Annotated in this window: 24 protein-coding genes; 16 read left to right on the top strand and 8 right to left on the bottom strand. The window is 73.0% G+C overall.

Annotation, left to right across the window (positions count from 1 at the left end):
• The first annotated feature begins 78 nt into the window (after nt 1-78).
• Both OG898_RS30670 and OG898_RS30665 read left to right on the top strand, forming a co-directional pair.
• Nucleotides 79-1,143: a hypothetical protein gene (locus tag OG898_RS30670; protein ID WP_266961353.1), complete on the top strand. Its 1,065-nt coding sequence runs from the start codon at nt 79-81 to the stop codon at nt 1,141-1,143.
• Between the two features lie 79 nt (nt 1,144-1,222).
• Nucleotides 1,223-2,257, top strand: a complete 1,035-nt coding sequence (locus tag OG898_RS30665; protein ID WP_250741583.1) for a PHP domain-containing protein — start codon at nt 1,223-1,225, stop codon at nt 2,255-2,257.
• A gap of 24 nt (nt 2,258-2,281) precedes the next feature.
• Here the strand turns inward: OG898_RS30665 and OG898_RS30660 are convergent, their stop codons facing one another.
• The gene (locus OG898_RS30660; protein WP_266962658.1) at nt 2,282-3,034 is read right to left on the bottom strand and encodes a VOC family protein; all 753 of its coding nucleotides are present in this window, start codon (nt 3,032-3,034) and stop codon (nt 2,282-2,284) included.
• Nucleotides 3,035-3,248: 214 nt separating this feature from the next.
• On the opposite strand from OG898_RS30660, the gene OG898_RS30655 reads away from it, so the two are divergent.
• The 4 genes from OG898_RS30655 to OG898_RS30640 all read left to right on the top strand — a co-directional run bounded on the left by OG898_RS30655 (nt 3,249) and on the right by OG898_RS30640 (nt 7,415).
• Entirely contained in the window at nt 3,249-4,307 is a 1,059-nt protein-coding gene (locus OG898_RS30655; RefSeq protein ID WP_266961351.1) for a GNAT family N-acetyltransferase, read from the top strand.
• Nucleotides 4,308-4,367: 60 nt separating this feature from the next.
• Nucleotides 4,368-5,396: an isopenicillin N synthase family oxygenase gene (locus OG898_RS30650; protein ID WP_266961349.1), complete on the top strand. Its 1,029-nt coding sequence runs from the start codon at nt 4,368-4,370 to the stop codon at nt 5,394-5,396.
• Between the two features lie 136 nt (nt 5,397-5,532).
• Nucleotides 5,533-6,066, top strand: coding sequence for a GNAT family N-acetyltransferase (locus tag OG898_RS30645; RefSeq protein WP_250741579.1), 534 nt, complete (start codon nt 5,533-5,535; stop codon nt 6,064-6,066).
• Between the two features lie 182 nt (nt 6,067-6,248).
• Complete coding sequence (locus OG898_RS30640; RefSeq protein ID WP_250741578.1) at nt 6,249-7,415, top strand: hypothetical protein; 1,167 nt, start codon at nt 6,249-6,251, stop codon at nt 7,413-7,415.
• A 51-nt stretch (nt 7,416-7,466) separates the two neighbouring features.
• Here OG898_RS30640 and OG898_RS30635 read toward each other — a convergent pair whose 3' ends face one another.
• A complete protein-coding gene (locus tag OG898_RS30635; RefSeq protein ID WP_250741577.1) occupies nt 7,467-8,204 on the bottom strand; it encodes an HNH endonuclease family protein in 738 nt (245 codons plus the stop codon).
• Nucleotides 8,205-8,750: 546 nt separating this feature from the next.
• On the opposite strand from OG898_RS30635, the gene OG898_RS30630 reads away from it, so the two are divergent.
• The 5 genes from OG898_RS30630 to OG898_RS30610 all read left to right on the top strand — a co-directional run bounded on the left by OG898_RS30630 (nt 8,751) and on the right by OG898_RS30610 (nt 12,852).
• Nucleotides 8,751-9,485: a hypothetical protein gene (locus OG898_RS30630; protein WP_266961346.1), complete on the top strand. Its 735-nt coding sequence runs from the start codon at nt 8,751-8,753 to the stop codon at nt 9,483-9,485.
• 61 nt (nt 9,486-9,546) lie between these two features.
• Entirely contained in the window at nt 9,547-9,738 is a 192-nt protein-coding gene (locus OG898_RS30625) for a hypothetical protein (protein ID WP_266961344.1), read from the top strand.
• Between the two features lie 104 nt (nt 9,739-9,842).
• A complete protein-coding gene (locus OG898_RS30620) occupies nt 9,843-11,204 on the top strand; it encodes an FAD-dependent oxidoreductase (protein WP_250741574.1) in 1,362 nt (453 codons plus the stop codon).
• Between the two features lie 258 nt (nt 11,205-11,462).
• A complete protein-coding gene (locus OG898_RS30615) occupies nt 11,463-12,152 on the top strand; it encodes a molybdopterin-dependent oxidoreductase (RefSeq protein ID WP_250741707.1) in 690 nt (229 codons plus the stop codon).
• Complete coding sequence (locus tag OG898_RS30610) at nt 12,136-12,852, top strand: cytochrome b/b6 domain-containing protein (protein ID WP_266961341.1); 717 nt, start codon at nt 12,136-12,138, stop codon at nt 12,850-12,852. Before OG898_RS30615 ends, OG898_RS30610 begins: the two co-directional genes overlap by 17 nt.
• Here the strand turns inward: OG898_RS30610 and OG898_RS30605 are convergent.
• Nucleotides 12,815-13,288, bottom strand: coding sequence for a MarR family winged helix-turn-helix transcriptional regulator (locus OG898_RS30605; protein ID WP_250741572.1), 474 nt, complete (start codon nt 13,286-13,288; stop codon nt 12,815-12,817). The genes OG898_RS30610 and OG898_RS30605 overlap by 38 nt on opposite strands.
• A gap of 127 nt (nt 13,289-13,415) precedes the next feature.
• Here OG898_RS30605 and OG898_RS30600 point away from each other — a divergent pair, with 127 nt between their 5' ends.
• Nucleotides 13,416-13,826, top strand: a complete 411-nt coding sequence (locus OG898_RS30600; RefSeq protein WP_250741571.1) for an organic hydroperoxide resistance protein — start codon at nt 13,416-13,418, stop codon at nt 13,824-13,826.
• A 59-nt stretch (nt 13,827-13,885) separates the two neighbouring features.
• On the opposite strand, the gene alc is transcribed toward OG898_RS30600, so the two are convergent.
• Complete coding sequence (gene alc / locus OG898_RS30595; RefSeq protein WP_266961338.1) at nt 13,886-15,079, bottom strand: allantoicase; 1,194 nt, start codon at nt 15,077-15,079, stop codon at nt 13,886-13,888.
• Between the two features lie 257 nt (nt 15,080-15,336).
• On the opposite strand from alc, the gene OG898_RS30590 reads away from it, so the two are divergent.
• A complete protein-coding gene (locus OG898_RS30590) occupies nt 15,337-16,416 on the top strand; it encodes a hypothetical protein (RefSeq protein ID WP_266961336.1) in 1,080 nt (359 codons plus the stop codon).
• Between the two features lie 46 nt (nt 16,417-16,462).
• The gene (locus tag OG898_RS30585) at nt 16,463-18,040 is read left to right on the top strand and encodes an Ig-like domain-containing protein (RefSeq protein ID WP_266961334.1); all 1,578 of its coding nucleotides are present in this window, start codon (nt 16,463-16,465) and stop codon (nt 18,038-18,040) included.
• A 138-nt stretch (nt 18,041-18,178) separates the two neighbouring features.
• Here OG898_RS30585 and OG898_RS30580 read toward each other — a convergent pair whose 3' ends face one another.
• Nucleotides 18,179-18,943 (bottom strand): dienelactone hydrolase family protein, encoded by a 765-nt coding sequence (locus OG898_RS30580; protein WP_250741568.1) that lies wholly within the window; start codon nt 18,941-18,943, stop codon nt 18,179-18,181.
• Between the two features lie 115 nt (nt 18,944-19,058).
• Between OG898_RS30580 and OG898_RS30575 the strand changes: the two genes are divergently transcribed.
• Nucleotides 19,059-20,252, top strand: coding sequence for a cytochrome P450 (locus OG898_RS30575; RefSeq protein ID WP_266961332.1), 1,194 nt, complete (start codon nt 19,059-19,061; stop codon nt 20,250-20,252).
• A gap of 27 nt (nt 20,253-20,279) precedes the next feature.
• Here OG898_RS30575 and OG898_RS30570 read toward each other — a convergent pair whose 3' ends face one another.
• Entirely contained in the window at nt 20,280-21,038 is a 759-nt protein-coding gene (locus OG898_RS30570) for a 2-phosphosulfolactate phosphatase (protein ID WP_266961330.1), read from the bottom strand.
• Nucleotides 21,039-21,359: 321 nt separating this feature from the next.
• On the opposite strand from OG898_RS30570, the gene OG898_RS30565 reads away from it, so the two are divergent.
• Nucleotides 21,360-21,944 (top strand): hypothetical protein, encoded by a 585-nt coding sequence (locus tag OG898_RS30565; RefSeq protein ID WP_250741565.1) that lies wholly within the window; start codon nt 21,360-21,362, stop codon nt 21,942-21,944.
• A gap of 516 nt (nt 21,945-22,460) precedes the next feature.
• Here the strand turns inward: OG898_RS30565 and OG898_RS30560 are convergent.
• Nucleotides 22,461-22,961 (bottom strand): hypothetical protein, encoded by a 501-nt coding sequence (locus OG898_RS30560; protein WP_266961327.1) that lies wholly within the window; start codon nt 22,959-22,961, stop codon nt 22,461-22,463.
• Nucleotides 22,962-23,352: 391 nt separating this feature from the next.
• A complete protein-coding gene (locus OG898_RS30555; protein ID WP_266961325.1) occupies nt 23,353-24,546 on the bottom strand; it encodes a hypothetical protein in 1,194 nt (397 codons plus the stop codon).
• Nucleotides 24,547-24,694 lie beyond the last annotated feature (148 nt).

The raw sequence follows: 24,694 nt of genomic DNA, 5'->3' as shown, positions 1-24,694 counted from the left end.
ACAAAGCGTGCGCTTCCCATGACGCACGATGACCGGCGCGCGATGTGTAGACCCGCGCGTCGGCGAACGGAGCTTTCCATGAATGACCCGATCACGCTCGCCGCGACGGAGTACGAAGAACCGCGCCGGCTCCCCGACACCACGGACGTCTGGCCGCCGGCCCCCGACACGGACGACCTCGGCTTCGGCCCCGAGCCCGGCTCCCGGACCGAGTCCGGGACCGACTCCGGGGCCGCTCCCGATGTCCCGGCCGGTCCCGGAGCAGGGGCCGCACCCGGCCCCGACCCCGGAGCCCGGCCCGGGGCGGCCTCCGCACACACCGTCCTGGAGACCGCCGCCACCGGCCGCCCCGTACGGGAGGTCACCGATCTGGTGAACCTCCTCAAGGACTCCGGCCAGGTCCCCAACCCCGGACACGCGGCGCTGCGCGCGGCCGCCGTCTCCCGGCCCGTCCACGAGGTTCGCGAGATGGTGACCCTGCTGGGGGAGCCCCCGCACGAGCTGGTCGAGACCGACATCACGCTGCGGGCCGCAGCCCTCGGCCGGCCCATCGAGGACGTGGCCCTGCTCGTCAGCATCCTCGGCACCGCCGAACAGCCCCCGCAGCACCGCCCCGAGCAGACGGACCGGGTACGGCCCCCCGTCCACCGGCCCGCACCGCAGGCCCAGGCCCCGGCCCAGGCCCCGGCCAGGGCCCCGGCCCGGGGCCCGTCCACCGCCGAGTCCCGGCGCCCGGCACGGCCGGGGACGGGCGCCCTGCGCCACATACTGCGCTGGCCGGTGGCCCTCGCACTGCTCCTCTGCGGTGCGCTGCACGTGCCCGGCGATCTGGCGGGCCTGGTCTCCGGCGACCCCGGCGGGCTGCTCGCCCTGGCCGTCACCCTGCTCTGCCTGACGGCAGGCGCCCTGCTCGCGGTACGGGACACGGCCGGGGCGTGGCGGGCCGGCGCGGTGGTCGCGCTCGGCGTGGCCGCGCTCCACGTGGTCGGCGGCGTCGCCGGGTTCGACCCGCTCGGCGGCGCGGTCGGCGGGTCCCTGGAGTGGGCCGGCATCACCGTGGTCCTGAGCGGCGCGGCCGGCGCCGTACTCGCCGGCCTGGCCCTGCAGTTCCGTCCGGCGGCCGACCCGGCCGACGGCGCCTGACCCGGGCGGAGAGGGGGCGCGGGTCCATGACCCGGGCCCCCTCTCCGCCGTTCCACCGCTTCGCGGAGGGAGACGCGCGATGGACCCGGTGGCCGCGCTGGACCGGATCGCCTTCCTGCTGGAACGCGCCCAGGAGCCGACCTACCGGGTCCAGGCCTTCCGCACGGCAGCCGCCGCCGTCGGCCGGATGGGCGAGGACGAGCTGGCCGAACGGGTCCGCGCGGGCACCCTCGAAGCGGTCAAGGGCATCGGCCCGAAAACCGCCCAGGTCGTCCGCGAAGCCCTCGACGGAGCGATCCCCGCGTACCTGCAGGGGCTGGAGGACAAGGTCGCGGCCCACCCCGCGGGCCCGCCGCCCGGCCCCGAGGCCCTCGCCCTGCGCGCCGCCCTGCGCGGCGACTGCCATCTGCACTCCGACTGGTCGGACGGCGGCAGCCCCATCGAGGCGATGGCCCGCGCCGCGGCCGCCCTCGGGCACGACTGGGCGGTGCTCACCGACCACTCGCCGCGCCTCACCGTCGCCCGGGGCCTCTCCCCGCAGAGGCTGCGGGAACAGCTGCGCACCGTCGCCGAACTCAACGCGACCTGGGCCCCGTTCCGGCTGCTCACCGGCATCGAGTGCGACATCCTCGACGACGGCTCGCTGGACCAGGAGCCGGAACTCCTGGCCGAGGTGGACCTCGTCGTCGGCTCCGTCCACTCCAAGCTCCGGATGGAAGCCCGCGCCATGACCCGCAGGATGGTCGCCGCCGTACGCAACCCGCACCTCGACGTCCTCGGCCACTGCACCGGGCGGCTGGTGACCGGCAAGACCCGGCCGGAGTCGGAGTTCGACGCCGAGGCCGTCTTCGCGGCCTGCGCCGAGTCGGGCGCCGCCGTGGAGATCAACAGCCGGCCCGAACGGCTGGACCCGCCGCGCCGGCTGCTGCGGCTCGCCGTGGCCGCGGGCACCCTCTTCGCGATCGACACCGACGCCCACGCCCCGGGACAGCTCGACTGGCAGACCCTCGGCTGCGAACGCGCCCTGGAATGCGGGGTGACGGCCGACCGGGTGGTCAACACCTGGTCCGCGGCCGAGCTCATCGCCTGGACCCGGACCCGCCGACTGCCCTAGCACCGGCGGCTCCCGCAGCCCCGCCTACTCGTCGGCCCCGCCGTCCGTCCGGGACGAGGTGAGGGTGAAGAGCGCCCCGTCCGGATCGCGCAGCGACACCCACCGCTCGGTCGCGCTCGTCCCGGTCTCGGACACCGTGCGGCCGCCCAGCGCGACGGCCGCCTCCACCGCCGGCTCCAGCGCGGGCACCCGGAAGTGCACGTGCCAGCGCGGCCGGGTGTACGGGCTGTACGAACCCGGCTCCACGGGACCGCTGTCGAGACGAGCCACCGGCTCCCCCTCCTGGCGCAGCACCACGCGCTCCTCCTCGTAGGCGACCTCGCAGCACCCGGCGCGGCCGGTGGCCCACTCCAGCACCTCCCCGTAGAAGATCGCCGACTCGAAGGCGTCCCGGGTGCGCAGCTCCAGCCAGGCCGGCGCCTGTCCCGAACCGACCCGCCAGCCCGAGGAGACCTGGCCCTCCCAGATCCCGAACACCGCCCCGTCCCGGTCCGCCACCAGCGCCCCGCGGCCCCCCGACTCGAAGGAGACCGGGCCGACCGCGATCGTGCCGCTGCGTTCCCGGATCCGGTCCACCGCCACGTCGGCGTCGTCGACGGCGAAGTACGGGGTCCAGGCCACGGCCACCGCGAGATCCCCGGCCAGCGCCCCGATCCCGGCCACCGGCATCCCGTCCAGCTCGGCGACGGAGAAGGCCTCGCCGAGCCGCGCGGGCCGGAACCGCCAGCCCGCGACCTCTCCGTAGAACTGCTGCGCCGCGCCGAGGTCCCGAGCCATCAGGCTCACCCAGCACGGGGCCCCGAAGACGTCCCTCGTCGAAATCTCCACCGTTTGCTCCGCCCTTCACCGGGGCGCGGTCAGCGCGCCGTCCGAGCACAAGCAGTAGCGCCCCGGCCCCGGCCCTGGCCCGCAGGCGCGCCACCGGGACCACCGGCCGTGCGGCACGGATATCCCCTTGGCGGCACCCGGACGGGCACCTAGGGTGCCGCCTATGACGATCATGAATTCCAAGGACATCGATACAGCGGTGTCGCTCACCACCCGGGCGCTGCGGGAGGTGGCGCACCTGGACTGGGACGTGCCGGCCGCCGGCCTGGAGTGGAGCTGCCACGACACCGCCGTCCACGTGGCCGAGGACTTCACCGCCTACGCCGCCCAGCTCACGGTCCGCGCCACCGAGGGGTACGTCCCCCTGCGGATCCTGCCCGACGAGGGGACCGGTCCGGCCGGACTGGTCGACATGATCGAGGCCTCCGGCGGATTCCTGTCGGCCGCCGTGGCCGTCGCCGCACCCGGTGCCCGCGCCTGGCACCCGTACGGGGACGCGGGCGCGGACGGCTTCGCGGCGATGGGCGTCGTCGAGACCCTGCTGCACACCCACGACATCCTCGACGGACTCGGCGTCCACGACTGGGAGCCGGACCCCGCACTGGCCGAGCGGGTCCTGGACCGGCTCTTCCCGCACGCCCCGCGCGACCACGAGCCTTGGCGGACCCTGCTCTGGGCCACGGGCCGGGGCGAACTCCCCGGCCTGGCCCGCCTGACGGCCTGGCGCTGGTACGCCGAACCCGTCGAGGCCGAGCGCGTCCTGCTCTTCCCCATGTCCCCGGCGATCGCGGCCGACCTGCAGGCGGGCGGCAACGGCGGGTTCGTCTGGGTCGAGGACGGACCGTCCGACGACACCCGGGACGCCGGCGGGATCGTGACGAGGGCGCGCGAAGCGGGCACGTACCGGGCGGGCTGGGGACCGTACGTCATCGTCCGCGCGAGCGACCGCAAGGCCATCGGAGGCATGGGCTTCCACGCCGCCCCGGACGCGGACGGCCGCACCGAGCTCGGCTACGACCTGGTCCCCTCTGCACGGGGCAACGGCTACGCCACCGAGACGCTGAAGGCGCTGTCGGCCTGGGCCTTCGGGCACCCGGGCGTCACCCGGCTGGAGGCCACGACGGACGAGGACAACACATCCTCCCGGGCGGTGCTGCGGCGGGCCGGTTTCACCGAGGCCGGTACCGGGGAGGGCCTGGTCCGGTACGTCCTACGGGGCTGAGCGGAGACCGGGCAGGCCCTGGGTTCCCGCCGCGCCCCCGGCTCGGAAAGCAGGTCGCGCATGGTGAGTTCCCAGGTCCCGTTGATCGATCTCGGCCCGTGGCGCACCGGCGGGCCCGAGGCACGCCGCCTCGTGGCCGCCCGCGTCGACGAAGCGCTGCGGACGGCCGGCTTCCTGCTGGTGGCCGGGCACGGGGTGGACCCGGAGCTGCCCCGGCGGATCCGGGAGGCGGCGCGGACCTTCTTCCGGCTCCCGGCCGCCGTCAAGGCCCCGTACGCCGTGGCGGTCGGCGGCCGCGGCTGGCTCGGCCCGGGCGCCGAGGCCAACAGTTACGCGGAGGGCGCGGCCTCCCCGCCGGACCTCAAGGAGTCGTGGTCCTGGGCGGCGGAGGAGCCGACCGGGATCGCCTCGGTGGACGCCGAGTGGTTCCGGCCGAACGCCTGGCCGGCCGAAGTGCCCGCGCTCCGCGGGCTGGTGACGGAGTACCTGGCCGCGATGCGGGCGCTCTCCGACGAGCTGCTGGAGCTGCTGGCCACCGCCCTGGGCCTGGGCGCGGACCATTTCACCCGCCACACCGGCCACCCCACCTGGGGGTTCAACGTCAACTGGTACCCCGGCACCGAGATCGTCGGGCCGCCGCTGCCCGGCCAGTTCCGCATCGGCGCGCACACCGACTTCGGCACCGTCACCGTCCTGGACCGCCAGTTGGGCACCGGCGGACTCCAGATCCACACCGACGCCGAGGGCTGGCAGGACGCCCCGTACGATCCGGCCGCGCTCACCGTGAACATCGGCGACCTGATGGCGCGCTGGACGGGCGACCGGTGGCGGGCCGGCCGCCACCGGGTCCTGCCGCCGCCCGCCGACGCGCCCGCCGAGGAGCTGATCTCGCTGGTCTACTTCTACGAGTGCGACCCGCACACCCGGGTGGAGTCCCTCCCGGCGCCCCTGGGGCGGATCGTGCACGAGCCGGTCGACTCGCACGTCTACCTGCGGACGCAGCTCGACGCGATCACCGTCCCGGCGGGGGATCGGGAGGGGGACCCGGCGGGGGACCCGGCGGCCGGGCAGGCGGGTCCGGGGCTCTAGCCGGGCGTGGTGGCGCCCCTACGAAGCCCTGGTGGCGGCCGTGCGACGGCCCTCCGACGGTGCTGCGGCGGCCGTGCGACGGCGCTGCGGGGGACCCGATTACCCGATGTCCGGCGCGTTCGGCAGGATGGGAGCCATGACCGAGATCCGTACCCCCCGCCTCCTCCTCCGCCGCTGGTCCGAGGACGACCTCGTCCCCCTGTCGGAGATCAACGCCGACCCCGAGGTGATGCGCTGGATCGGCGACGGCGAGACCCTCGACCTGGAGGAGACCGCCGAGACCATCGAGCGGTGGGAGGACGAGTGGGACGAGGAGGGCTTCGGGATCTTCGCCGTGGAGCTGCTGGCCTCCGGCGAGCTGATCGGAGCCGTGGGCCTCTCCATGCCGTGGTGGCTGCCCGAGGTCCTGCCGGCGGCCGAGATCACCTGGCGGCTCGGGCGTTCCTACTGGGGCCAGGGCTACGGTTCCGAGGCCGCGCACGCCACCCTGGAGTTCGCCCTCCAGGACCGGGGCCTCGACCGGGTCGTCGCCGTGAACCGGGCGGGCAACGACGAGTCCGAGAACGTGATCCGCAAGCTGGGCATGACCGCCGAGAAGGACATCAACCACCCGCAGACCGGCGCGCTCCTCAACCTCCACGGCATCGACCTGACGGAGTACGAGGGCTGAGCCGCCCGCCCCGCCCCGTTACCCCCTTCGCCCCACCCGTGCGCGCCCCCGCATCGACCGATCGGCTGACCCCGCTGTCGGCCGCCGGGCCGAGCGGTCGGGCGGCCGCGCGAGGTGAGGATGGGTACGGGGGAGCGGGCGCACCACCGGCCCCGCCCCCGGAACCGAGAGGGGCCACGCCCATGCCGCAGCACGACCGCCCGCACCCGCGCCGCCGCGTACGGGGAACCCGTACCGCCCTCGCGGTCCTCGCCGGAGCACTGCTGCTGGGGGCCTGCTCCACCCCCGACGCGCCCCCGGCCGCCGCCCCCGCGGCCTCTCCGCTGCCGACGGCCGCGACCACCCCGGCCGGCACCCTGCTGGTCGCCGACTTCGGGGCCGATTCCGTCACCTTCGTGGACCCGGAGCGCGGCGCGGTCGGCTCGGTGCCGGTCGGCAGGGCCCCGTACGGCCTGGTGGTCGGCGCGGACGGCCGGGCCTGGGTGGCCACGGCCGAGGGGGTCGCCGTCGTGGACACGCGGACGCGCACCCGGCAGGCCCTGATCCCGTACCGCACCACCGGCACCGGGCCCGCGACCGGCGGCGAGTACCGGGGCGGCGGCATGGGCATCGCGCTCTCGCCCGACGGCGCGCACGCGTACGTCGGGGTCAACGTGCCCGGGACCACCGGCGTCCTGGAGGTCGTCGACACGGCGAAGGCCGAGGTCACGGCGGTGGTCCCGGTGGGCCGCCGCCCCTTCGACGTGGACGTCTCGCGCGACGGCTCGGAGGTGTACGTCACCGGCCACGACTCCTTCGACGTCACCGTCGTGCCCGTCGGAGCCGGCGGAACCGGTGAAGGCGCAGCATCGGGGCCGCCGCGCCGCATCGAGGTGGCCCCGTACGGGACGGAGGGCGGCCTCGGTTCCTGGCTGAAACCGCACTACGCCGTCGTACGGCCGGCGGACGGGATGCTCCTGCTGCCCTTCGAGGGCGAGCGGCTCGCGGTGGTGGATCCGCGGACGGGCCGCACCACGGTGGAGGAGATGACCGCCGACACCCATCAGCACGGGGCCGCGGTCACGGCGGACGGCCGGCTGCTGGTGGTCGGCACGGGGGCGGTGGAACCGGGCAAGGGCAAGGGGCCCTCCCTCACGGTCCGTTCCCCGGACGGCTCGGAGCGGGTGTACCCGCTGGAGGGGCCGCACGAGGACGTGGCCGTGTCCCGGGACGGGCGGACGGCCTACGTCACCGGGGGCTACACCCGGGACGGCTACTGGAACGGCATCACGGTCGTGGACCTCGACAGCGGGAGCAGCCGCCGGCTCGCGGCGGGATCGCGTCCGCTGGGCATCGCCGTCCTGGGATGAAGGGTTCCGAGGGGAAGGACCCCGGGGGGAAGGGCCCCGGGGTGAGCGGCGTCAGGCGGCCGCGCAGGTGTCCAGCATGGTGGAGAGCATCTTCTTCTCGGGGTCGGTGACGGTCAGCCCGTACGCGGACTTGACCGTGGTCCAGGCCCGCCCGTACTGGCACCAGGCCGCCTTCGACGGCGGCTGCCACTGGTCGGGACTCTGGTCGCCCTTCGAACGGTTCGAGGAGGCGGTCACCGCGAGCAGTTGAGGGCGGGTCAGATCGTTCGCGAAGGCCTTGCGCTTCGCGGCGTCCCAGCCGGCCGCGCCGGAGCGCCAGCCTTCGGCGAGGGGCACCATGTGGTCGATGTCCATCTTCGAGGCCTCGGTGACCACCACCTCGTCGTACAGGCTCTTCCACGTGCCGGACACGGCCTTGCACTGCGAGTCCCGGGCGACGTTCGCACCGTCCCGCTGCAGGATGACCTCGCGGGTGTCGCACTTGTCGCCCTGCTCCGCCCAGTGCGTGAACTTGTCCCGGCTGTAGCCGGACATGGTTCCCGGCGGCGCCACCTTCAGCGCGGCCAGCTGGGTACGGGCCACGGAGACGCCGACCATGCCGGGGAGCACGTCGCCGGAGGGGGGCTTCCCGTCGGCGGGAGCGGATGACGTGGCGGGTGCGGCGCCGCCCGGCCTCGGATCGTCGCCCGGATCCGCCCCGGATCCGCTCCCCGCTCCGGAACAACCGGCGACGGCCAGCAGCAGCACGGCCGCCAGTACCGCACCGGGCACACGCATCTGACGCCCCATGACCCCACCCCGAACCCCGCCGCACACTGTGTCGCGGGAAGCCTACCCATGCCGGACGGGGCCCGAAGCCGGGCCCCGTTGGCACGCCGGGCGGCGAACGCTCCCCGGGCGTACGCCGGGTGGCGGGCGGGGGCGGCCGCCGCCCGGCTCCGGCGCAGGGCCAGCCCGCAGCCGCCCGTGCTCAGCCGGCGTGGGCGCGCAGCCACGCCTCCAGGACGGCGAAGTCGCCGTCGCCGAGGCCGACCCGGGGGTCGACGCGGTGCAGGAGGGCCGGGCCGGGAGGAGGGGGTGCCCGTCGGCTTCGGCCGGCGCACCGGGGGACTCGTAGACCGGGTAGCCCTGCGCGGACCCGAACGGGATGAGGGGTCCGTCCACGTCGAGGAAGAGGACGGGCCGCGCCGCGAGGGGGATCGGGGGAGTCGTGGGAGTCGGGGGGTGCGTCATGCGGCACAGCAATACCAGGCTCCCTGGCCTGCGGGAACGGCGGCCCGGGAGGCAACCGCACCGAGCGCGGAGCCCTCTACACGGGCAGAAGGGGGAGATGACATGACGAAGACTGCGGTATCCCGGAGCGGGCGGACGGCCTTCGCCGGGCTGGCCGTACTCCTGTGCGCCGGACTCGCGGCCTGCGGCACCGTACGGGCGGGGGAGGCGGCCGGGCCCGCCGCTCCCGTGGCGGCGCCCGGTCCGGAGCGCTGCGACCTGGACGGGACGACGGGTACGGACGCCGGCGCGGCCGGGGCCACCGTCGCGCCCGACATCCCGACGGAGGAGCAGACGGGCGGATACGCGGGCCCGCCGACGGACGAGGAGACGGGCGCCTACGCCGGCCCGCCGACGGACGAGGAGACGGGCGGCTACGCCGGTCCGCCCACCGATCAGGACACCGGCGCGCCCGACCCGCCCACGGACGGCACCTCCGGACCCGGCGCCGCCACCAACGGCGCCGCCACCAATGGCGCGGGCCCCTGCGGCGCGGCCGGCTGGTTCGACATGAGGCGGGACTTCGTCGCCTATTACGCGAAGCACCGTACCGAGGAGGACACGTTCGTCTCCGCGGACGGCATCTCCGAGGTCCGCGTCCGCAAGGTGCGGGGGAAGGGCCTCGCGGAGGTGACCTTCACCACCCGCGCGGTGGGCAAGGGCCGAGGCGACGACGCCCGCAGGGTGGTACGGGTCTTCGCGGCCTGGCGGCACGAGGTGTACGGGGGCACGGATGCGGGCACCGTCACGGTTCGTACGCGCGAGGAGTTCCCGGTGACCGTCACCGAGCCCTGGTGACCCCGGGCCGTCCCCCGACAGGAAGCAGAGGCAGAACCGCCGTGACCGACGACGCGCCGCCGTGGAGACCGCGGGCGACCTGGAGAACGCCGACGCCGCCACCCGTGCCGCCGTCGCGGAATGGCGGCGCATCACGGAGCTGCTCTTCGACCACGGCGGTCCGTACTCTCCCGATATGGACGCTTTCCTCCAGGGGCAGCTCACGGCCCGCAAGGATCACGCCGACCCCAACCAAGGCTTGGGGAAGTCATAAGGTTTGGTTATAGGGGCATAACCAGGGGGTGGGTGCCGGGTTAGGCTGCCCTTAGCTTAGGGTTCTTCTTGATCGAGTATCCGTCGTTCGAAGGGAACCCAGCCATGCCTCGCCCCCTGCGGGTAGCAATCGTCGGTGCCGGCCCCGCCGGCATCTACGCCGCCGACGCCCTGCTGAAGTCCGAGGCGGCCGCCGAGCCGGGTGTGTCCATCGACATCTTCGAACGGATGCCGGCCCCCTTCGGTCTGATCCGCTACGGCGTCGCTCCCGACCACCCCCGCATCAAGGGCATCATCACCGCCCTGCACCAGGTGCTCGACAAGCCGCAGGTCCGCCTCTTCGGCAACGTCGACTACCCGAACGACATCAGCCTGGACGAGCTGCGCTCCTTCTACGACGCCGTGATCTTCTCCACCGGCGCCACCGCGGACCGCGCGCTCACCATCCCCGGTGTCGAGCTCGACGGCTCCTACGGCGCCGCCGACTTCGTCTCCTGGTACGACGGCCACCCCGACGTGCCGCGCACCTGGCCGCTGGAGGCCGAGAAGGTCGCCGTCCTCGGCGTCGGCAACGTCGCCCTCGACGTGGCCCGGATCCTCGCCAAGACCGCCGACGAGCTGCTGTCGACCGAGATACCGGCGAACGTCTACGACGGCCTCAAGGCCAACAAGGCCCTCGAGGTCCACGTCTTCGGCCGTCGCGGCCCCGCGCAGGCCAAGTTCAGCCCGATGGAGCTGCGCGAGCTCGACCACTCGCCGAACATCGAGGTCATCGTCAACCCCGAGGACATCGAGTACGACGAGGGCTCGATCGCCGAGCGCCGCAAGAACAAGCAGACCGACATGGTCGCCAAGACCCTGGAGAACTGGGCGATCCGCGACATAGGGGAGCGCCCGCACAAGCTCTTCCTGCACTTCTTCGAGTCGCCCACCGAGGTCCTCGGCGAGGACGGCAAGGTCGTGGGCCTGCGCACCGAGCGCACCGAGCTCGACGGCACCGGCAACGTCAAGGGCACCGGCACGTTCACCGACTGGGACGTCCAGTCCGTGTACCGCGCCGTCGGCTACCTCTCCGACGAGCTGCCCAAGCTGCCCTGGGACGTCGACTCCGGCACGGTTCCGGACGAGGCCGGCCGCGTCATCGAGGCCGGCGCGCACCTGGCGTCCACGTACGTCACCGGCTGGATCCGCCGCGGGCCCATCGGCCTGATCGGCCACACCAAGGGTGACGCGAACGAGACGGTCGCCAGCCTGCTCGCCGACCACGCGGCCGGCAACCTGCTGACGCCCGCCGCTCCCGAGCCGGAGGCGGTCGAGACCTTCCTCGCGCAGAAGGAGGTCCGCTTCACGACGTGGGAGGGCTGGTACAAGCTCGACGCCGCGGAGAAGGCGCTGGGCGAGCCGCAGGGCCGCGAGCGCGTGAAGCTCGTCGAGCGCGAGGACATGCTCAAGGCCAGCGGGGCGTAGTCGGGCCCCCGCAGTCCGGCCGGTCCCGCCGAGTGCGGGACCGGCCGGACGGCTGTACGGGAGCGGGCGCGTGAGTGGGCTGCGCGCGTGGGTGCGTCTTACGGAAGTCTGACGGGCGGGCGCGGACCCTGGCCGCCGGGGTGCCGCGGGTGGTCGAATCGGCACGTGAGCACAGACCAGCAGCCAGGCCCGGACCCCGACCTCGACCTCGACCCCGATTCCGCCCCCGCCCCCGACCCCGACGGCCGCGGTGTCCCCGTGGGGCGGCGGCTGGTCCTCGGCATGGTGGGGCTCGGCGCCCTCGGTCTGGCCCTCGCGCCGAAGCTCCAGTCGGGGTTCGATGCCGTGCTGGGCGCGGCCGCGAGCAAGGACCCCACCGGGCTGACCGGACTGCTGCCGGGCGGCGGCGGGTTCCGGTACTACTCGGTCGCCTCCTCGGTCCCCGAACGCGGCCCGGCCGACTACCGGCTGACCGTCGACGGCCTGGTCGAGCGCCCGGTCACGTACACCCTCGACGCACTGCGCGCCCTGCCGCAGACCCGGATCGTCCGCGACGTCCAGTGCGTGACGGGCTGGCGGGTCCCCGAGACCCCCTTCGAGGGCGTCCCGCTCTTCCGGCTGCTGGACGCGGCCGGGGTGCGCCCCGAGGCCCGCGCGATCCGGTTCACCTGCTTCGACGGCACCTACACCGAGAGCCTCACGCTCCCGCAGGCCCGCCGCGAGGACGTCATGGTGGCCCTGAACATGCAGGACAAGCCGCTGAGCCACGCGCACGGCGGCCCGGTCCGCCTCTACGCGGCCCCCATGTACTTCTACAAGTCGGCGAAATGGCTGTCGGGCATCACGCTCACCCCGGACGTGCAGCCCGGCTACTGGGAGAAACTCGGCTACGACGTCGACGCCTGGGTCGGCAAGTCGAACGGACGCGACGATGCCCCGACCGTCTGAACCCCCGGCCGAGCAGCCCGCCCGCGTGGGCCGGTTCAGCCCCGCCGTACGGCTGGTCCACCTGGCCACCGCCACCCTGACGGTCGTGTGCCTGGCGAGCGCGGCCTGCCTCTACCTGCCGCCCCTCGCCGAACTCGTCGGCCGCCGCCACCTCGTGGTCACCGTCCACGAGTGGTCCGGACTGCTGATCCCGGTCCCCGTCCTGCTCGGGCTCGGCTCCCGGGCCTTCCGCGGGGACCTGCGCCGGCTGAACCGCTTCGGCCCGCACGACCGCACCTGGCTGCGCTCCGCCCTGCGCCGCGACCGCCGGCCGGGCGTGCGCCCGGCCGGCAAGTTCAACGCCGGGCAGAAGCTCTACGCGAGCTGGAGCGCCGGGGCCGCCCTCGTGATGCTGGGCACCGGTCTGCTGATGTGGTTCACCGACCTGGCCCCGCTGCCTTGGCGGACCGGGGCCACCTTCGTCCACGACTGGCTGGCCCTCGCGATGACCGTGGCCGTCGTGGGCCACGTCATGATGGCCGTCGGCGATCCGGAGGCCCGGCGCGGCATGCGCACGGGCTCGGTGGCCGCCGACTGGGCTCGGCGCGAGCACCCGCTGTGGCGCCCGCACGGAGCCTCCGCCGCGCGGGCCGTACGCCCTGCTCCGGTGGAACGGCCGCGTCCTACTCCGGCGGAACCGCCGCGTCGAGGGCGGCGGTGAGCCGCCGCAGGCGGTCCTGAAGGTCCTTGACCTCGGAGAGTTCGAAGCCGGTCGCGGCGGCGATGCGCCGGGGCACCTCGACGGCTCGCGCGCGCAGGGCCGTACCGGCCTCGGTGGGGCGTACGTGCACGGACCGTTCGTCGGCGGCGCTGCGCTCGCGCACGATCAGGCCGGCCGCCTCCAGCCGCTTGAGGAGGGGCGAGAGCGTGCCCGAATCGAGCCGCAGGTGCTGTCCGAGCTGTTTGACCGGCAGCTCTCCGTGCTCCCACAGCACCAGCATCACCAGGTACTGGGGGTAGGTGAGCCCGAGGTCCTTCAGGACGACCCGGTACAGCCCGCCGAAGGCCCGGTTCGCCGCGCCGAGCGCGAAGCAGATCTGGCCGTCGAGGCGCAGGAAGTCCTGGTCGGGGAGGGCGTCGGTCGATTGCTCGGTCATGGGGGCCAGTGTACCCGGGGTGCCCTGTCGGCAATTCAGTTGTGCACAACTGAATTGTGTGCCATATTGATGGAGCGAGGTCACCGGTCGGCGGCCCCGCCTCCGCCCCTTGAGAGGAACCCCCGAGATGGACGCGATCTACACCGCTGTCGCCACCGCCAACGGCCGCGAAGGCCGCGCCGTCAGCTCCGACGGTCAGATCGACCTGGCGCTGGCCATGCCGCCGGCCCTCGGTGGCAGCGGTCTGGGCACCAACCCGGAGCAGCTCTTCGCAGCCGGGTACGCCGCCTGCTTCGCCAGCGCCCTCGGGCTGGTCGGCCGCCAGGCCAAGGTCGACACCAGCGAGATCTCGGTGACCTCGGAGGTCTCCATCGGCAAGGACGGTGCGGGCTTCGGGCTGGCCGTCGTCCTGCGGGTGGAACTCCCCGAGGCCCTGATGGGCGAGACCGGCACCCTGCTGGTCAAGCAGGCCCACGAGGTCTGCCCCTACTCCCGGGCCACGCGCGGCAACATCCCCGTGGAGCTCGTGGTCGAGTAGTCCCGTTCTTCAGGGCGGCGGCCCCGGCGGTATGCCGGGGCCGCCGCCCTTTTCTGTGGTCAGGGCGTCGTCGTCGCTGCCCCCGCCGCCCCCGCTGCCCCCGCCGCCCCCGCTGCCCCCGCTGCCCCCGCTGCCCCCGCCGCCCTCGCCGCCCGCGCCGCGCGGGCGGTGAGGGCAGTGGCCCCGGCGTCGGTGAGGCGGCCGTGCAGGCGCAGGCGGGCGAATCCGCCGTCCGGGTAGACGTCGATCCGGGCGTGCGAGGCCAGGACCGGCGCGGCGAGCGGCAACCGGTGCGGGCTGTCGGGCTCCAGCCGGGTGCGCGGGAGGACCTGCGTCCACGCGCCGTCCACGCCGTCCTTGACGGACAGTGACACCCAGCCGGCCGAGTTCCCCTTCAAGTTCGCGGTGTCCACCTCCACCGCGCGGATCTCGCACTGCCCGGCCAGCCGGTACGCGATCCAGTCGTTGCCCTTGTCGCGGCGCCGGCGCGTCTCCCAGCCGTCGTCCTGCTTCTGCGACAGCCCCGGCATGATCGTGTTCCCGGGGGAGGAGTAGAAGCCGTCCGAGGCCTCCTCCACGACCCCGCCGTTGACCACGCAGGCCACGTCCACCGTGCCGAGCAGGGCCAGCCATTCCGGGTCGGGCAGCACCTCACCGTGGACCCGCAGGCGCGCGATGCCCCCGTCGGGGTGCTGATTGATCCGCAGGTGCGTCCAGCGGCGCCCGGAGCCGACCGCGAACCCGTTCGCGGCGTGGCCGTACACCGGGGTGCGGGGGACGATCTCCTCCCAGGCGTCCGTCCGGTCGAGGAGTTCGGCCGTCGAGGGCGTCCCTTCGAAGGCGGCCGCCCACACGCTGATCTGCTGCGGGTGGTTGCCCCGGAAGTGTGCGGTGTCGACGACGATCCCGCGGATGATGCCGGGGGAGCCGAGGCGGATCAGCGCCCAGTCGTGATCGGAGTCCGTGGGGAACGGCTCGTCCGCGCCCGCCCCGCGCCGCCGCCGGGTCTCCCAACCGTCCATCACCTTGCCCTTGTTGCCGTGGTCGTGCACGTCGAAGACGGCCGGGGTGCGCAGCAGGAGGTTCTCCCGCTCCGCGAAGAACTCGTCGTTGGCGGCGACGACCCCCGCGCCGAGCCGCCTGTCGGCGAGGTCGGTCAGGTGGGAGAAGTCGAAGGTGCCGCCCCGGTAGTCGGCGTGCGGGTCGCCCGACACGTAGGGCGCGGCGGCGAAGTCGGTGGTCGGGAGCTGCATGCGCGGAAGCCTGCTTTCCGTTGTGGAGAAAGGGCGTTGGGGCTTGGGGGATGTCTCGACTCTCGCCCGCCAGGACTGCTCAGGTCCATCGATTGTTTTCGATGATTCCTTTCAGGAGAGCTGAAAGGTGCAGGCGGACGGACCGGCCTTACCAAACCACTTATCTGCTAGGTGAGACAGCTCGTTCTCGCTGTAGATGCGTATGAAAAGGACTTTTACAGTCCGCATGCGCAACTCTGGATGAGGGAGAAAACTACATGCCAAAGACAGTTCTGCGGCGCGCCGTCGCAGGAAAGTCACTGGTCATCGGCACCCTCCTGGCCCTTCTGGTGCCGGGATCGGCCTACGCCTACACCGTCGGCGTGACGGTGAAGACTCCGGGGGCCACCTCCGGACCCGCGGCGACCTTCGCCGAGATCTCCACCCACGCGGACTGCTCCTCGGGGCTCATGTCCGGTGGCGGGATCAACCAGGCCATCGGCACCGGGACTTCGTCCAACGGCAACAAGGTGAACGGCACCTCGCCCAGCCCCGACGGCACCACCGAGTACCTCGGGTCCACGGGTGTCGTCGGCACCGACGTGACGCACTGGCTCGGCATCGGCGGCAGCGGGGGCGCGGTCAACGCCTCGTTCTCCAGCACGCCTTACGCGGTGTGCTTCACCAGCAACCTGATCAACCACACCCAGGTGGTGATGAACAAGGTCGCCGGCCCCACCGCGGCCTCCACGGTGGGCCTCGTCACCGCCACCTGCCCGGCCAACACCCGCCTGCTCGGCGGCGGGGCCCGGATCACCCCGGCGGACGTCGGCAGCCTGAAGCCGATCGCCTCCTTCCCCACCTTCAACGACGCCGGACACGCCTACGGCCAGAAGGCGGCGGCCGACGGCGAGACGAACCCCGACTCCTGGACCGCCGTCGGCTGGAACGGCGGCGGTGGCGGCACCGGCAACACGACCTACGCCTACGCGATCTGCAGCGGCAACAACATCGACATCAGCGGCGCCACGGTCAAGGTGCGCCACAGCGAGGTCAGCGGCCCGACCGCGGCCACGTCGGGCCAGACCGCGACGGTCGGCTGCGGCGGCAACGACGGCAAGCTGATCAGCGGTGGCGCGGCCATCAGCGGCGGCAGCGTGACGACCACCGCCTTCACCGGACCGGGCTCGCCGGGCGACCACCTCAACGGCAGCTACCCCAGCAACTCCGGCGGCACCCCGGTCGGCGACGGGACCACCACGGCCTCCCACTGGACGGCCTTCACCCACACGGGCGGCGGAAGCTCCCCCAACACCTACACCGACGCCTGGGCGCTGTGCGCCGACGACGGCGTCTGAGCGGTAGGGCCTACCCCGTCCCTCCACCACCACCCCGATCAGGACCATGACTTCACACAGACCCGCCCCCGCCGCCGACCCCGCCGCCCACCCCGTCTCCCGGACCGCACTGGTCCTCGGCACGGCCGGCCTCCTCGCCGCCCTGGTGGCACCCCTCACCGCGGCCGCCGACCCGGCGGCCGCGCCGTCCGGCCCCTGCGGCCCGGCGGGCGCCTTCACCAGCTCGCCGCCCACCTGTACGTACGCCACCGCGGGCACGGACGTCTTCACCGTGCCCGCCGGGGTCAGCGCCCTCACCGTCGACCTGTACGGAGCCGAAGGCGGCAGCGCCGCCGGCTTCGTCTCCCCGAACCCGCCGAACGAGGGCGCACCCGGCGGCCTCGGCGGCCGGACCCACGCGGTCCTGGCCGTGACCCCCGGCCAGACCGTCCAGATCACCCGGGGAGGCGCCGGCAACGGCGGCCCCCTGCTGCGCGGCGGCAACGGCGGCGGGCCCGCCGGCGAGAACGGCGGCCAGGGCGGCGGCCCCGAGGGATCCGGCGCCGGGGGCACCGGCGGAACCCAGACCCAGCACGGCACCGGCACCCGCACCAACCCGATCGGCGCAGGGGGAGGCAACGGCAGCGACATCGACCAGCACACCGGCCGGCCCAACCCCGGCTCCGGAGGCAACGGCGGCCGCGGAGGCAACGGCGGCGGAGGCGGTGGCGGCGGCTGGCGCGGCGGTGGCGGCGGCTCCGGCGGCGGCAACCCCGGCAACCTCTACGGAGCGGGCGGCGGTGGCGGCAGCGGCTACGCGGCCCCGGCCGAGGCCGGCGTCTCCGAGGCCTTCCTGGAGCCGGGCGTCCAGCACGGAGACGGCAAGGCCGTCGTCTCCTTCCGCTACGGGACGTCAACCACCCTCACCACGGACACCGCCACCCCGCTGTTCGGGCACGCCGTCGCCCTGACCGCGACCGTGACGGGCTCCGAGAACCCGGCCGCCGCCCCGGGCGGCACCGTCACCTTCTCGGAGGGGACCACCCCGCTCGCCACCGTCGCGCTCGACGGGGGACAGGCCCGCTTCAGCACCAGCGCCCTGCGCCCCGGCGCCCACCGGATCAGCGCCTCCTACGCCCCGGACGCCGACCACACGGGCAGCTCCACCGGTGAACCGACCGACATCACCGTCGGATTCAGCCGGCCCTGCATCACGACCGACCACCGCGGACCGCTGGCCGTGGCGGCCGGGGAATCGCTCTGCATCGCCTCCGGCGGAAGCCAGAGCGGTCCGCTCACCGTCCGGCCCGGCGGCGCGCTGTCCGTATCGGACGGCAGCGTCACCGGTCCGTTCTCCGCCGACGGGGCGCTCGCCGTGTCCCTCTGCGGATCCACACTGGCCGGCCCGGTCGGCGTACGCCACACCAGCGGTTCCGTGGTGATCGGCTCCGCCGCGGACGCGGGGGCGGCCCCCGTCTGCGCCGGCAACGCCATCAACGGTCCGGTCACCCTGGAAGCCAACACCGGAGGCGTCGAGTTCACGGACGGACGGATTGTCGGACCGCTGCGCTGCGAGGCCAACGAACCGGCGCCGCGCGTCACCGGAACCACCGTCGTCGGACCCCGGTCCGGCCAGTGCGGGTGACCGGAGCCGCGTAGCTCCTTGGCTCCGTAGCAACGCGGCCCCGCAGCCCCGTAGCAATGCGGCCTCGCCGCAACGCAGCCCCGTAGCACCGCAGATCCGTAGCGCCGCGGGCCCGGCAGCACGCTGGGCCCGCCGTGCTCAGAACGTCCGGTCCAGCAGCGCGAACAGCGCGGACCAGTGCCGCTCGTCCGCGGCCGCGTCGTAGGAACTCGTGTCGGCCAGGGTGTAGCCGTGCGCCGCCCCCTCGTACACCTCGGCCCGGTGGCGGACGCCCGCCGCCGAGAGGGCCTTCCCCAGCCGCTCGATCTCCTCGGCCGGCAGCGTCGGGTCCTGGTCCGCGTGCCCGAAGTACAGCTCGGCGGTGACCCGGTGCGCCACCAGGTGCGGGCTGTCCGCCGCGTCCGTGGCCAGGAACCCGCCGTGGAAACCGGCCGCGGCCGCCACCCGTTCCGGGTACGTCCCCGCCGTGAGCAGGGCCAGCCGGGCGCCCAGGCAGTACCCCGTGATCGCCACCGGCCCGGCGGCGACCTCCGGAAGGCCCGCGAGCCGCTCCAGATAGGCCTCGGCGTCGCGCATCGCCAGCTCGGCGGTCAGCGACTCGAGGACCGGGCCGACCCGTTCGAAGAGCTCCGGCTGCCGGCCGAAGTCCACGAACTCCGGAAGCTCGAACACCGGTGCGCGTCCGTGGCGGTGGAAGAGGTTGGGCATCAGAACGACGTAGCCGGCCGCCGCGATCCGGTCCGCCACCGACTTGATGTGCGGACGGATCCCGAGGGCGTTCACGTACAGCAGCACGCCGGGGTACGGTCCTTCGCCGTCGGGCCGGACCAGATAGGCATCGGCGGTGCCGTCCCGAGTGACGACCTCAACCGTCGTCCGGACTACCTCGCTTGCGGTGGTCATGGCCGTCCCCCTCTTTCGTATGGCGAAGGGCGCAGACTACCGTGATCGGGGTCTTGCCCCGGAGTGTCCGGAAACCGCCCTCACCGGCCTCCAACAGGGGGCGTACCGTGGTCCGATGCCAGTAGTGGACATCAGTGCCAGCGCGGAAGAGTTCGATGCCGACCCGTATGCGTTCTACGAGAGGATGCGTGCGGCGGGGCCCGTCCACCGGATCATCCTCGCCCCCGGCGAGGTCGAACCGAGCTGGATGATCGTCGGGCACGAGGAAGCGCGCCGCGCGCTCAACCACCCGGCCCTGTCCAAGGACTGGCGCACGGCGGGCAACTTCCCGGACGCCCAGCTCAGCGCCGTCAACTCCAACATGCTGGAATCCGACCCGCCCCACCACACCCGGCTGCGGCGCCTGGTCTCGCGGGAGTTCACCGCGCGCCGGATGGAGGGCATGCGCGCGCGCATCCAGGAGATCGCCGACGGGCTGCTCGACGCGATGGCCGCCCGGCCGGAGCGCGGCGGCGACCTGATCGACGCGCTGGCGTTCCCGCTCCCGATGACCGTCATCTGCGAGCTGCTCGGCGTCCCCGACCTGGACCGGGCCAGGTTCCGGTACTGGTCCAACGAGATCGTCTCCCCGACCTCGGCCGAGTCGAACAGCACCGCGAACCGGGAGATGGGGACCTACCTCGTACAGCTCATCGGGGACAAGTCCAAGGATCCCGGCGAGGACCTGCTGAGTGCGCTGATCCGCACCAGCGACGAGGACGGCGATTCCCTGTCCTCCGACGAGGTCATCGGCATGGCCTTCCTGCTGCTCATCGCGGGCCACGAGACCACCGTGAACCTCATCTCCAACGGCGTACGGGCCCTGCTCGCCCACCCCGAACAACTGGCCGCTCTGCGCGACGACTTGAACGGGCTGATCGACGGAGCGGTCGAGGAGATGCTCCGCTACGACGGCCCCGTGCAGCACACCACGTACCGCTACGCCCGCGAACCCCTCGACGTGGGCGGCACCACCATCCCGGCCGGGGCCACCGTGTTCGTCTCCCTGGGCGGAGCCGACCGCGACCCCGCCCGTTTCGCGGACCCCGGGGTGTTCGACATCGGCCGCGCCCCGCAGGGCCACCTGGCCTTCGGCCACGGACTCCACTTCTGCATCGGCGCCCCGCTGGCGCGCATGGAGGGCCGCATCGCCATCCGCTCCCTCCTCGAACGCTTCCCCGATCTGGCCGAGGACCCGGAGGCCGGCCCGCCGGCCTGGCTGCCGGGCAGCCTGATGCACGGCGTCAGCCGCCTCCCGCTCCGCTGGTAGCCCCGTCGCCCCCGGCCCCGGCCGGGGTCAACGGGCCGTGAACGCCCCGCCCTCAAGCACCGGAACGGTCTCGCACACGTCCAGCTCGGTCGCGATGTCCACGTCCCGGGCGAACCCGCCGCTCACGAGCTCCCGGCCGGACGCACTGCCGGCCACCGCGGCGATCACGTCCGGGGTCGCCTCGAAACAGTCGGCCGTGGCAGCCGCCTCGGGCGACAACGGCCCGCGCCGGCACGCCCGCAGTGCCGCCAGGACGGCTCCGGCCCCGAGCAGGTCCTCCAGCCCGGGCCGCAGGCTCCCGTCCGGCCACCGCTCGCCCGAGGCGATGACGGCGACCGGCCGGTCGGTGGTCCCGTAGCCCCGACGCGTCAGCTCGCGGCCCACGGCCGTCGCGTTGCGCAGACAGCCCGCGACCACCGTCGCCCCGGCGGCAGCGGCCGCGGCGGCGATGGCGGACCCGTTGGGGGAGGGCAGGACCAGCCGGGGGACGAAGGGAGCCTCCCGCAGCGCCGCCGGCGACAGCGACCACGGCGAGGCCGGCGTGGCCGCCCGCCGCCCGACGGCGAGTCGCGCACCCTTCTCCTTCGCGAACTCCGACGCGGACTCGTCACGCCAGGCATGCGGAAACACCCGCGTCCCGCGCTCCACCGCCACCGTCACCGCGGTCGTGAACGACAACACGTCGACGACCACCAGACACGCGACCTCCCCCACGATCCGCTGCGCCCCCACGGCCCCCCAGTCGAACCGCACCCCACTGCCGCCCTGCAGAAACCATTCGCCCATGGACAACACCCTGCCACGCCCGACTACCTCCCCCCGTGAGCTGCTCCCCGCGTACCCCGCGACCGGCAATACCGTCGCGGTCGACACTCAGCCCGGGGACGGAGCATCGGGCCGATGTAATCCTGTCGCGTTTCCCGTACGGCACACGCCGCTATTCGAACCTCGGCTGGAAGAGTGACCAGCCGGATTCCTACGAGCAGCCGTTGACCGGCACGGACCCTTCAGTCAGTACGGCTGGGATGCGGGGACCATCGCCGTGCACGACGACGAAGTCGGCGTGTTCTGGGCCTTCGAGCCCATCCGAGTTGGGGGAAGACCAAGATGATCAGGCAGGAACCGACCGCGGAAACCTGGGCCGATGCCCTCAAGCTGTACGAGTGGCTCTGTACGTTCGTCGCCGTCTCTCCGCGTGAGCACGACGACTGGTGGCTCGATGTCGGGGCGATCATGCGCCTGGAGACCCGCGATCCCCGGGGGTGGGAGTCCATCGACCCCTACGAGGGAGAAGAGGAGCGCGTCGAGGACCCGTTCTTCCCCTGGCTCGGGACCCCCTCCAGCCCTGCGGATACGGAAGGATGCCGGCGCCGAGTCGACGAGATCCCCGCATCCTCGGTGAGGTCGCTGCTCGGCCTGCTCGGGGCCGCGGGGCACCGGTCGGACCTCTCCGTGACACCTGGCTGGGCCGAGCACCGGCCTGAGAGGGAACGCCGCGCAGAGGTGATCCTGTCCCGCTTCCCCGAGGGCACCCGCTTCTACACCAACCTCGCCTGGCAGCCCGACCATCCGGACTTCTCCACACAGCCCTTCCGGAGCCACGCCCCGTTCGGCCGCTACGACTGGGACGCCGGACTGATCGCGGTGAACGACGAAGAAGTCGCCGTCCTCTGGAACTTCCAGAACACCTGACCGATCCGAACCGTCGACCCCTGTTCCCCTGGTTGGAGACGCCCTCGACCCTCGCGGACGCCGAACGTTTCCGTCCAAGGACGAGGGAGCTTCCCCGGTCCTCGGTGAGATCGTCGGTCGTCCTGCTCGGAGTGCTCGGCCTCGACGTCGGCAAAACTCCGCGCTGGAAAGAACGCAGACCACAGATGGAGCGCCGGGCCGACGTGATCCTTTCGCGGTTCCCTGAAGGCACCCGCTTCTACTCCAACACCGGCTGGAAGGGTGACCGGCCTGATTTCTACGAGCAGGGAGTCCGGGGTCTCGACCCCTTCAGTAACGAACCCAGTCGACGGCAGGCCGCTGACGCGGGCGGACTAACTACGTTGAGACAGGCGCGGACGGGTTACCCCTGTCGCTCCCTGTCGCCCACTGGCGGCGACTGGATTCGTTGAGACGAGCCGGGGCTGGTGGGTGAAGGCCTGGGGCACCTCGGCTCGGGAGCCTGGTTGGAGCTGGAGCGCCTCCTACTCACGTCCGTCAGCGGTAGTCGTCAGGGTGGGCCTGCATCCAGACGTTGATCTTGTCCCGGGTGCCGATCAACAGGGTCTGGTGCCTTTTCAGGTTGTCGAACGCATGGTCGCCATCGAGTGCCGTGTCGAGATTGGCGATCAGAGAGATCGGCTCGGGGAAGTGTCCGGGGCCCTTCGGGTCCGCCTTCATCGCGCGGTCCATGCGATGGAGTTCGTCGTAGACCCGCCCTAGAAAATAGGCACAGTTGCCCGGCGTGCACGAGTCTTTCAGCGTGGCCTGGAGCCCCGCGAAGGCATCTCGGACCCTCTCCGCGGGCAGCGCGCTGGAGGTGGACCCGCTACGGGAAGCAGTGGGCGCCGTACTCGCGGCCCCCTGAGACGACGGCGACGCGGCAGACGAGGCGGACACATCGGTGGCCGGCGCGGACTCCGGGTTCGCGCCGCAGGAGACGGTGAATGCCGCTATGCCGACGAGCACCGCCGCACCACGCACCGTGGAAAGGAACATCGACTACCCCCGTGATCAGTAAGGCAGTCGACCCTACAGAACAACGTCGTGACCGAGCGCACCCGCCCCCGATCGAGTCCTATTCCGAAGGAACATCACTGCGGCCACGATCCCCGGGCTGCCCATCGCTGTCCCCGCTTCGGCACGCCCATGACGCATCTCCTGGCGCACCTGCGACTCGTCATTCGCAGCTGGGCGAGAGGATTGATTGAGACGACGACTGAGTTCGCTGAGAACGGACAGCCATCGCCACGGGACGTGATGGCGATCGGAAGGTCGAGCCAGTTGATCAGGAGTAGGAGTCCGACGAAGTCCTGGCTGGGCAATATCGCCCGCCCCCGTCTTCCTGACCTTCCGCCCTCGACGGCCAGCTCAAAACGAGTGCCGACGGTCACAGCAACGCAGTGATGCCCTCCCGGTTTTCGGGCAGCCCGGCCGCGCGGAACCACGACACATTCCCGGCGATGGCGGCCGTCGCCCCGTCGGAGTCCACGAAGGCCCGCAACAGGTTGCGTTGGGCGGGGGTGAGCGGATGGGCCGGGTCGTAGCCACCGGCAAAGGCTCTGAGCAGGATCGGTCCGCGTTCGTGGTCGGTGACCGATGCGCCGCCGGCGGCCACGATGGCGACCGCCACTGGTGCCACCTCCTCGAAGTCTTCGGCCAGGGTGAGCGCGGAGCACAGCACGGTGAAACGGAACCACCCGTCCAGCCCGGGCAGTGGCTCGGGGAACCAGCTGTCCGTCGTTCGCGGGTCACGCAGGGCGTCAAGGAGGACGGCGAGAGCGAGCGGCCGATCGCTTTGGGTGGGACCGAGCGCGGCGCAGACCCGCACGGCTGGGTCGGAGTCGGCGAGCAGGTCAGAGGTGTCCACCCCCCACACGCCGAGCGCCCGCGCCACACTCGCTCGCTCCCGTCGCCCCTCCACGAGGGCCAGCCGTGCCTTGAGCAGCGTGACGGCATGCGGCACCCGTTCGGCGAGACCTGGGGCGAGGAGGAGCGGCACTGCGGCGCCGATTGCGGCCTCACGGACATGGGGATCAGGAGAGGAGAGGAACGGCTCGACAGCGTCGTACAGGGTGGGGCGTATCTCCCGGCACGCGTGCAGTGCGGCGAGCCCGTCCGGGTCCTGCTCACGCTGGGTCTCGTCGTGCCAGGGCTCCCACTCCCAGGTGCTTCGGTCGCGCACCGGATCCTCCCCGTGGGCAGCAGACTCGGCAACCTGCCCCAGCCAGGCGAGCAGGGCGGCCCTCAAGCTGCGTGGCGGTCCCTCGTCCCACGGGAAGTGCCCCTCGTGCTCGGCGAGGCCCACGGGGTGGTCGAGGATCGCGGCGACGAACAGCGCCGCGGGTGCGGTGACGGTGTACAGCGAGCCCTGGTGCAGCACGCCCATGTCCAACGCGGCCAACGCCTCGGACCGAACCTCGGGATCGTCATCCACGAGCGAGCACAGGGAGACCGGTATGTCGTCGCCGGAGCCGTAGGCATGCTGGAGAGACCCCCAGTCCGTCCCCAACAGCAATTCACGGGCCGTTGCCGGCAAACCGCCCAGGATCCGCGTCATGCGGGCACTCTCGCTATCCGTCATGCACGCACCCTGCCAGCACCCACCGACAACGCCCCCTACTCGGAAGAGAAGCGAATGCTCGGACGCCACCGTCCTGGCCATACGGAACGCTCAGCACCTTGTTGGCGGGTTGATTCCGGTCCTTCGTACGATCGGGAGACCCCGGACG

It is taken from the genome of Streptomyces sp. NBC_00193 (genome assembly GCF_026342735.1).
GTDB classification, from domain to species: domain Bacteria; phylum Actinomycetota; class Actinomycetes; order Streptomycetales; family Streptomycetaceae; genus Streptomyces; species Streptomyces stoeckheimensis.
This window is presented reverse-complemented; position numbering and strand designations above follow the sequence as displayed.

Excerpts from the sequence above, each read along its gene's own strand:
- OG898_RS30660 (WP_266962658.1), bottom strand. The coding sequence starts at position 3,034 with ATGGCTCGGGACCTCGGCGCGGCGCAGCAGTTCTACGGAGAGGTCGCG.
- OG898_RS30555 (WP_266961325.1), bottom strand. The coding sequence starts at position 24,546 with ATGACGGATAGCGAGAGTGCCCGCATGACGCGGATCCTGGGCGGTTTG.
- OG898_RS30640 (WP_250741578.1), top strand. The coding sequence starts at position 6,249 with ATGCCGCAGCACGACCGCCCGCACCCGCGCCGCCGCGTACGGGGAACC.
- OG898_RS30665 (WP_250741583.1), top strand. The coding sequence starts at position 1,223 with ATGGACCCGGTGGCCGCGCTGGACCGGATCGCCTTCCTGCTGGAACGC.
- OG898_RS30620 (WP_250741574.1), top strand. The coding sequence starts at position 9,843 with ATGCCTCGCCCCCTGCGGGTAGCAATCGTCGGTGCCGGCCCCGCCGGC.
- OG898_RS30610 (WP_266961341.1), top strand. The coding sequence starts at position 12,136 with ATGCCCCGACCGTCTGAACCCCCGGCCGAGCAGCCCGCCCGCGTGGGC.
- OG898_RS30575 (WP_266961332.1), top strand. The coding sequence starts at position 19,059 with ATGCCAGTAGTGGACATCAGTGCCAGCGCGGAAGAGTTCGATGCCGAC.
- OG898_RS30605 (WP_250741572.1), bottom strand. The coding sequence starts at position 13,288 with ATGACCGAGCAATCGACCGACGCCCTCCCCGACCAGGACTTCCTGCGC.
- OG898_RS30560 (WP_266961327.1), bottom strand. The coding sequence starts at position 22,961 with ATGTTCCTTTCCACGGTGCGTGGTGCGGCGGTGCTCGTCGGCATAGCG.
- OG898_RS30565 (WP_250741565.1), top strand. The coding sequence starts at position 21,360 with ATGATCAGGCAGGAACCGACCGCGGAAACCTGGGCCGATGCCCTCAAG.
- OG898_RS30655 (WP_266961351.1), top strand. The coding sequence starts at position 3,249 with ATGACGATCATGAATTCCAAGGACATCGATACAGCGGTGTCGCTCACC.
- OG898_RS30635 (WP_250741577.1), bottom strand. The coding sequence starts at position 8,204 with ATGGGGCGTCAGATGCGTGTGCCCGGTGCGGTACTGGCGGCCGTGCTG.
- OG898_RS30590 (WP_266961336.1), top strand. The coding sequence starts at position 15,337 with ATGCCAAAGACAGTTCTGCGGCGCGCCGTCGCAGGAAAGTCACTGGTC.
- OG898_RS30585 (WP_266961334.1), top strand. The coding sequence starts at position 16,463 with ATGACTTCACACAGACCCGCCCCCGCCGCCGACCCCGCCGCCCACCCC.
- OG898_RS30650 (WP_266961349.1), top strand. The coding sequence starts at position 4,368 with ATGGTGAGTTCCCAGGTCCCGTTGATCGATCTCGGCCCGTGGCGCACC.
- OG898_RS30630 (WP_266961346.1), top strand. The coding sequence starts at position 8,751 with ATGACGAAGACTGCGGTATCCCGGAGCGGGCGGACGGCCTTCGCCGGG.
- alc (WP_266961338.1), bottom strand. The coding sequence starts at position 15,079 with ATGCAGCTCCCGACCACCGACTTCGCCGCCGCGCCCTACGTGTCGGGC.
- OG898_RS30645 (WP_250741579.1), top strand. The coding sequence starts at position 5,533 with ATGACCGAGATCCGTACCCCCCGCCTCCTCCTCCGCCGCTGGTCCGAG.
- OG898_RS30570 (WP_266961330.1), bottom strand. The coding sequence starts at position 21,038 with ATGGGCGAATGGTTTCTGCAGGGCGGCAGTGGGGTGCGGTTCGACTGG.
- OG898_RS30600 (WP_250741571.1), top strand. The coding sequence starts at position 13,416 with ATGGACGCGATCTACACCGCTGTCGCCACCGCCAACGGCCGCGAAGGC.
- OG898_RS30670 (WP_266961353.1), top strand. The coding sequence starts at position 79 with ATGAATGACCCGATCACGCTCGCCGCGACGGAGTACGAAGAACCGCGC.
- OG898_RS30580 (WP_250741568.1), bottom strand. The coding sequence starts at position 18,943 with ATGACCACCGCAAGCGAGGTAGTCCGGACGACGGTTGAGGTCGTCACT.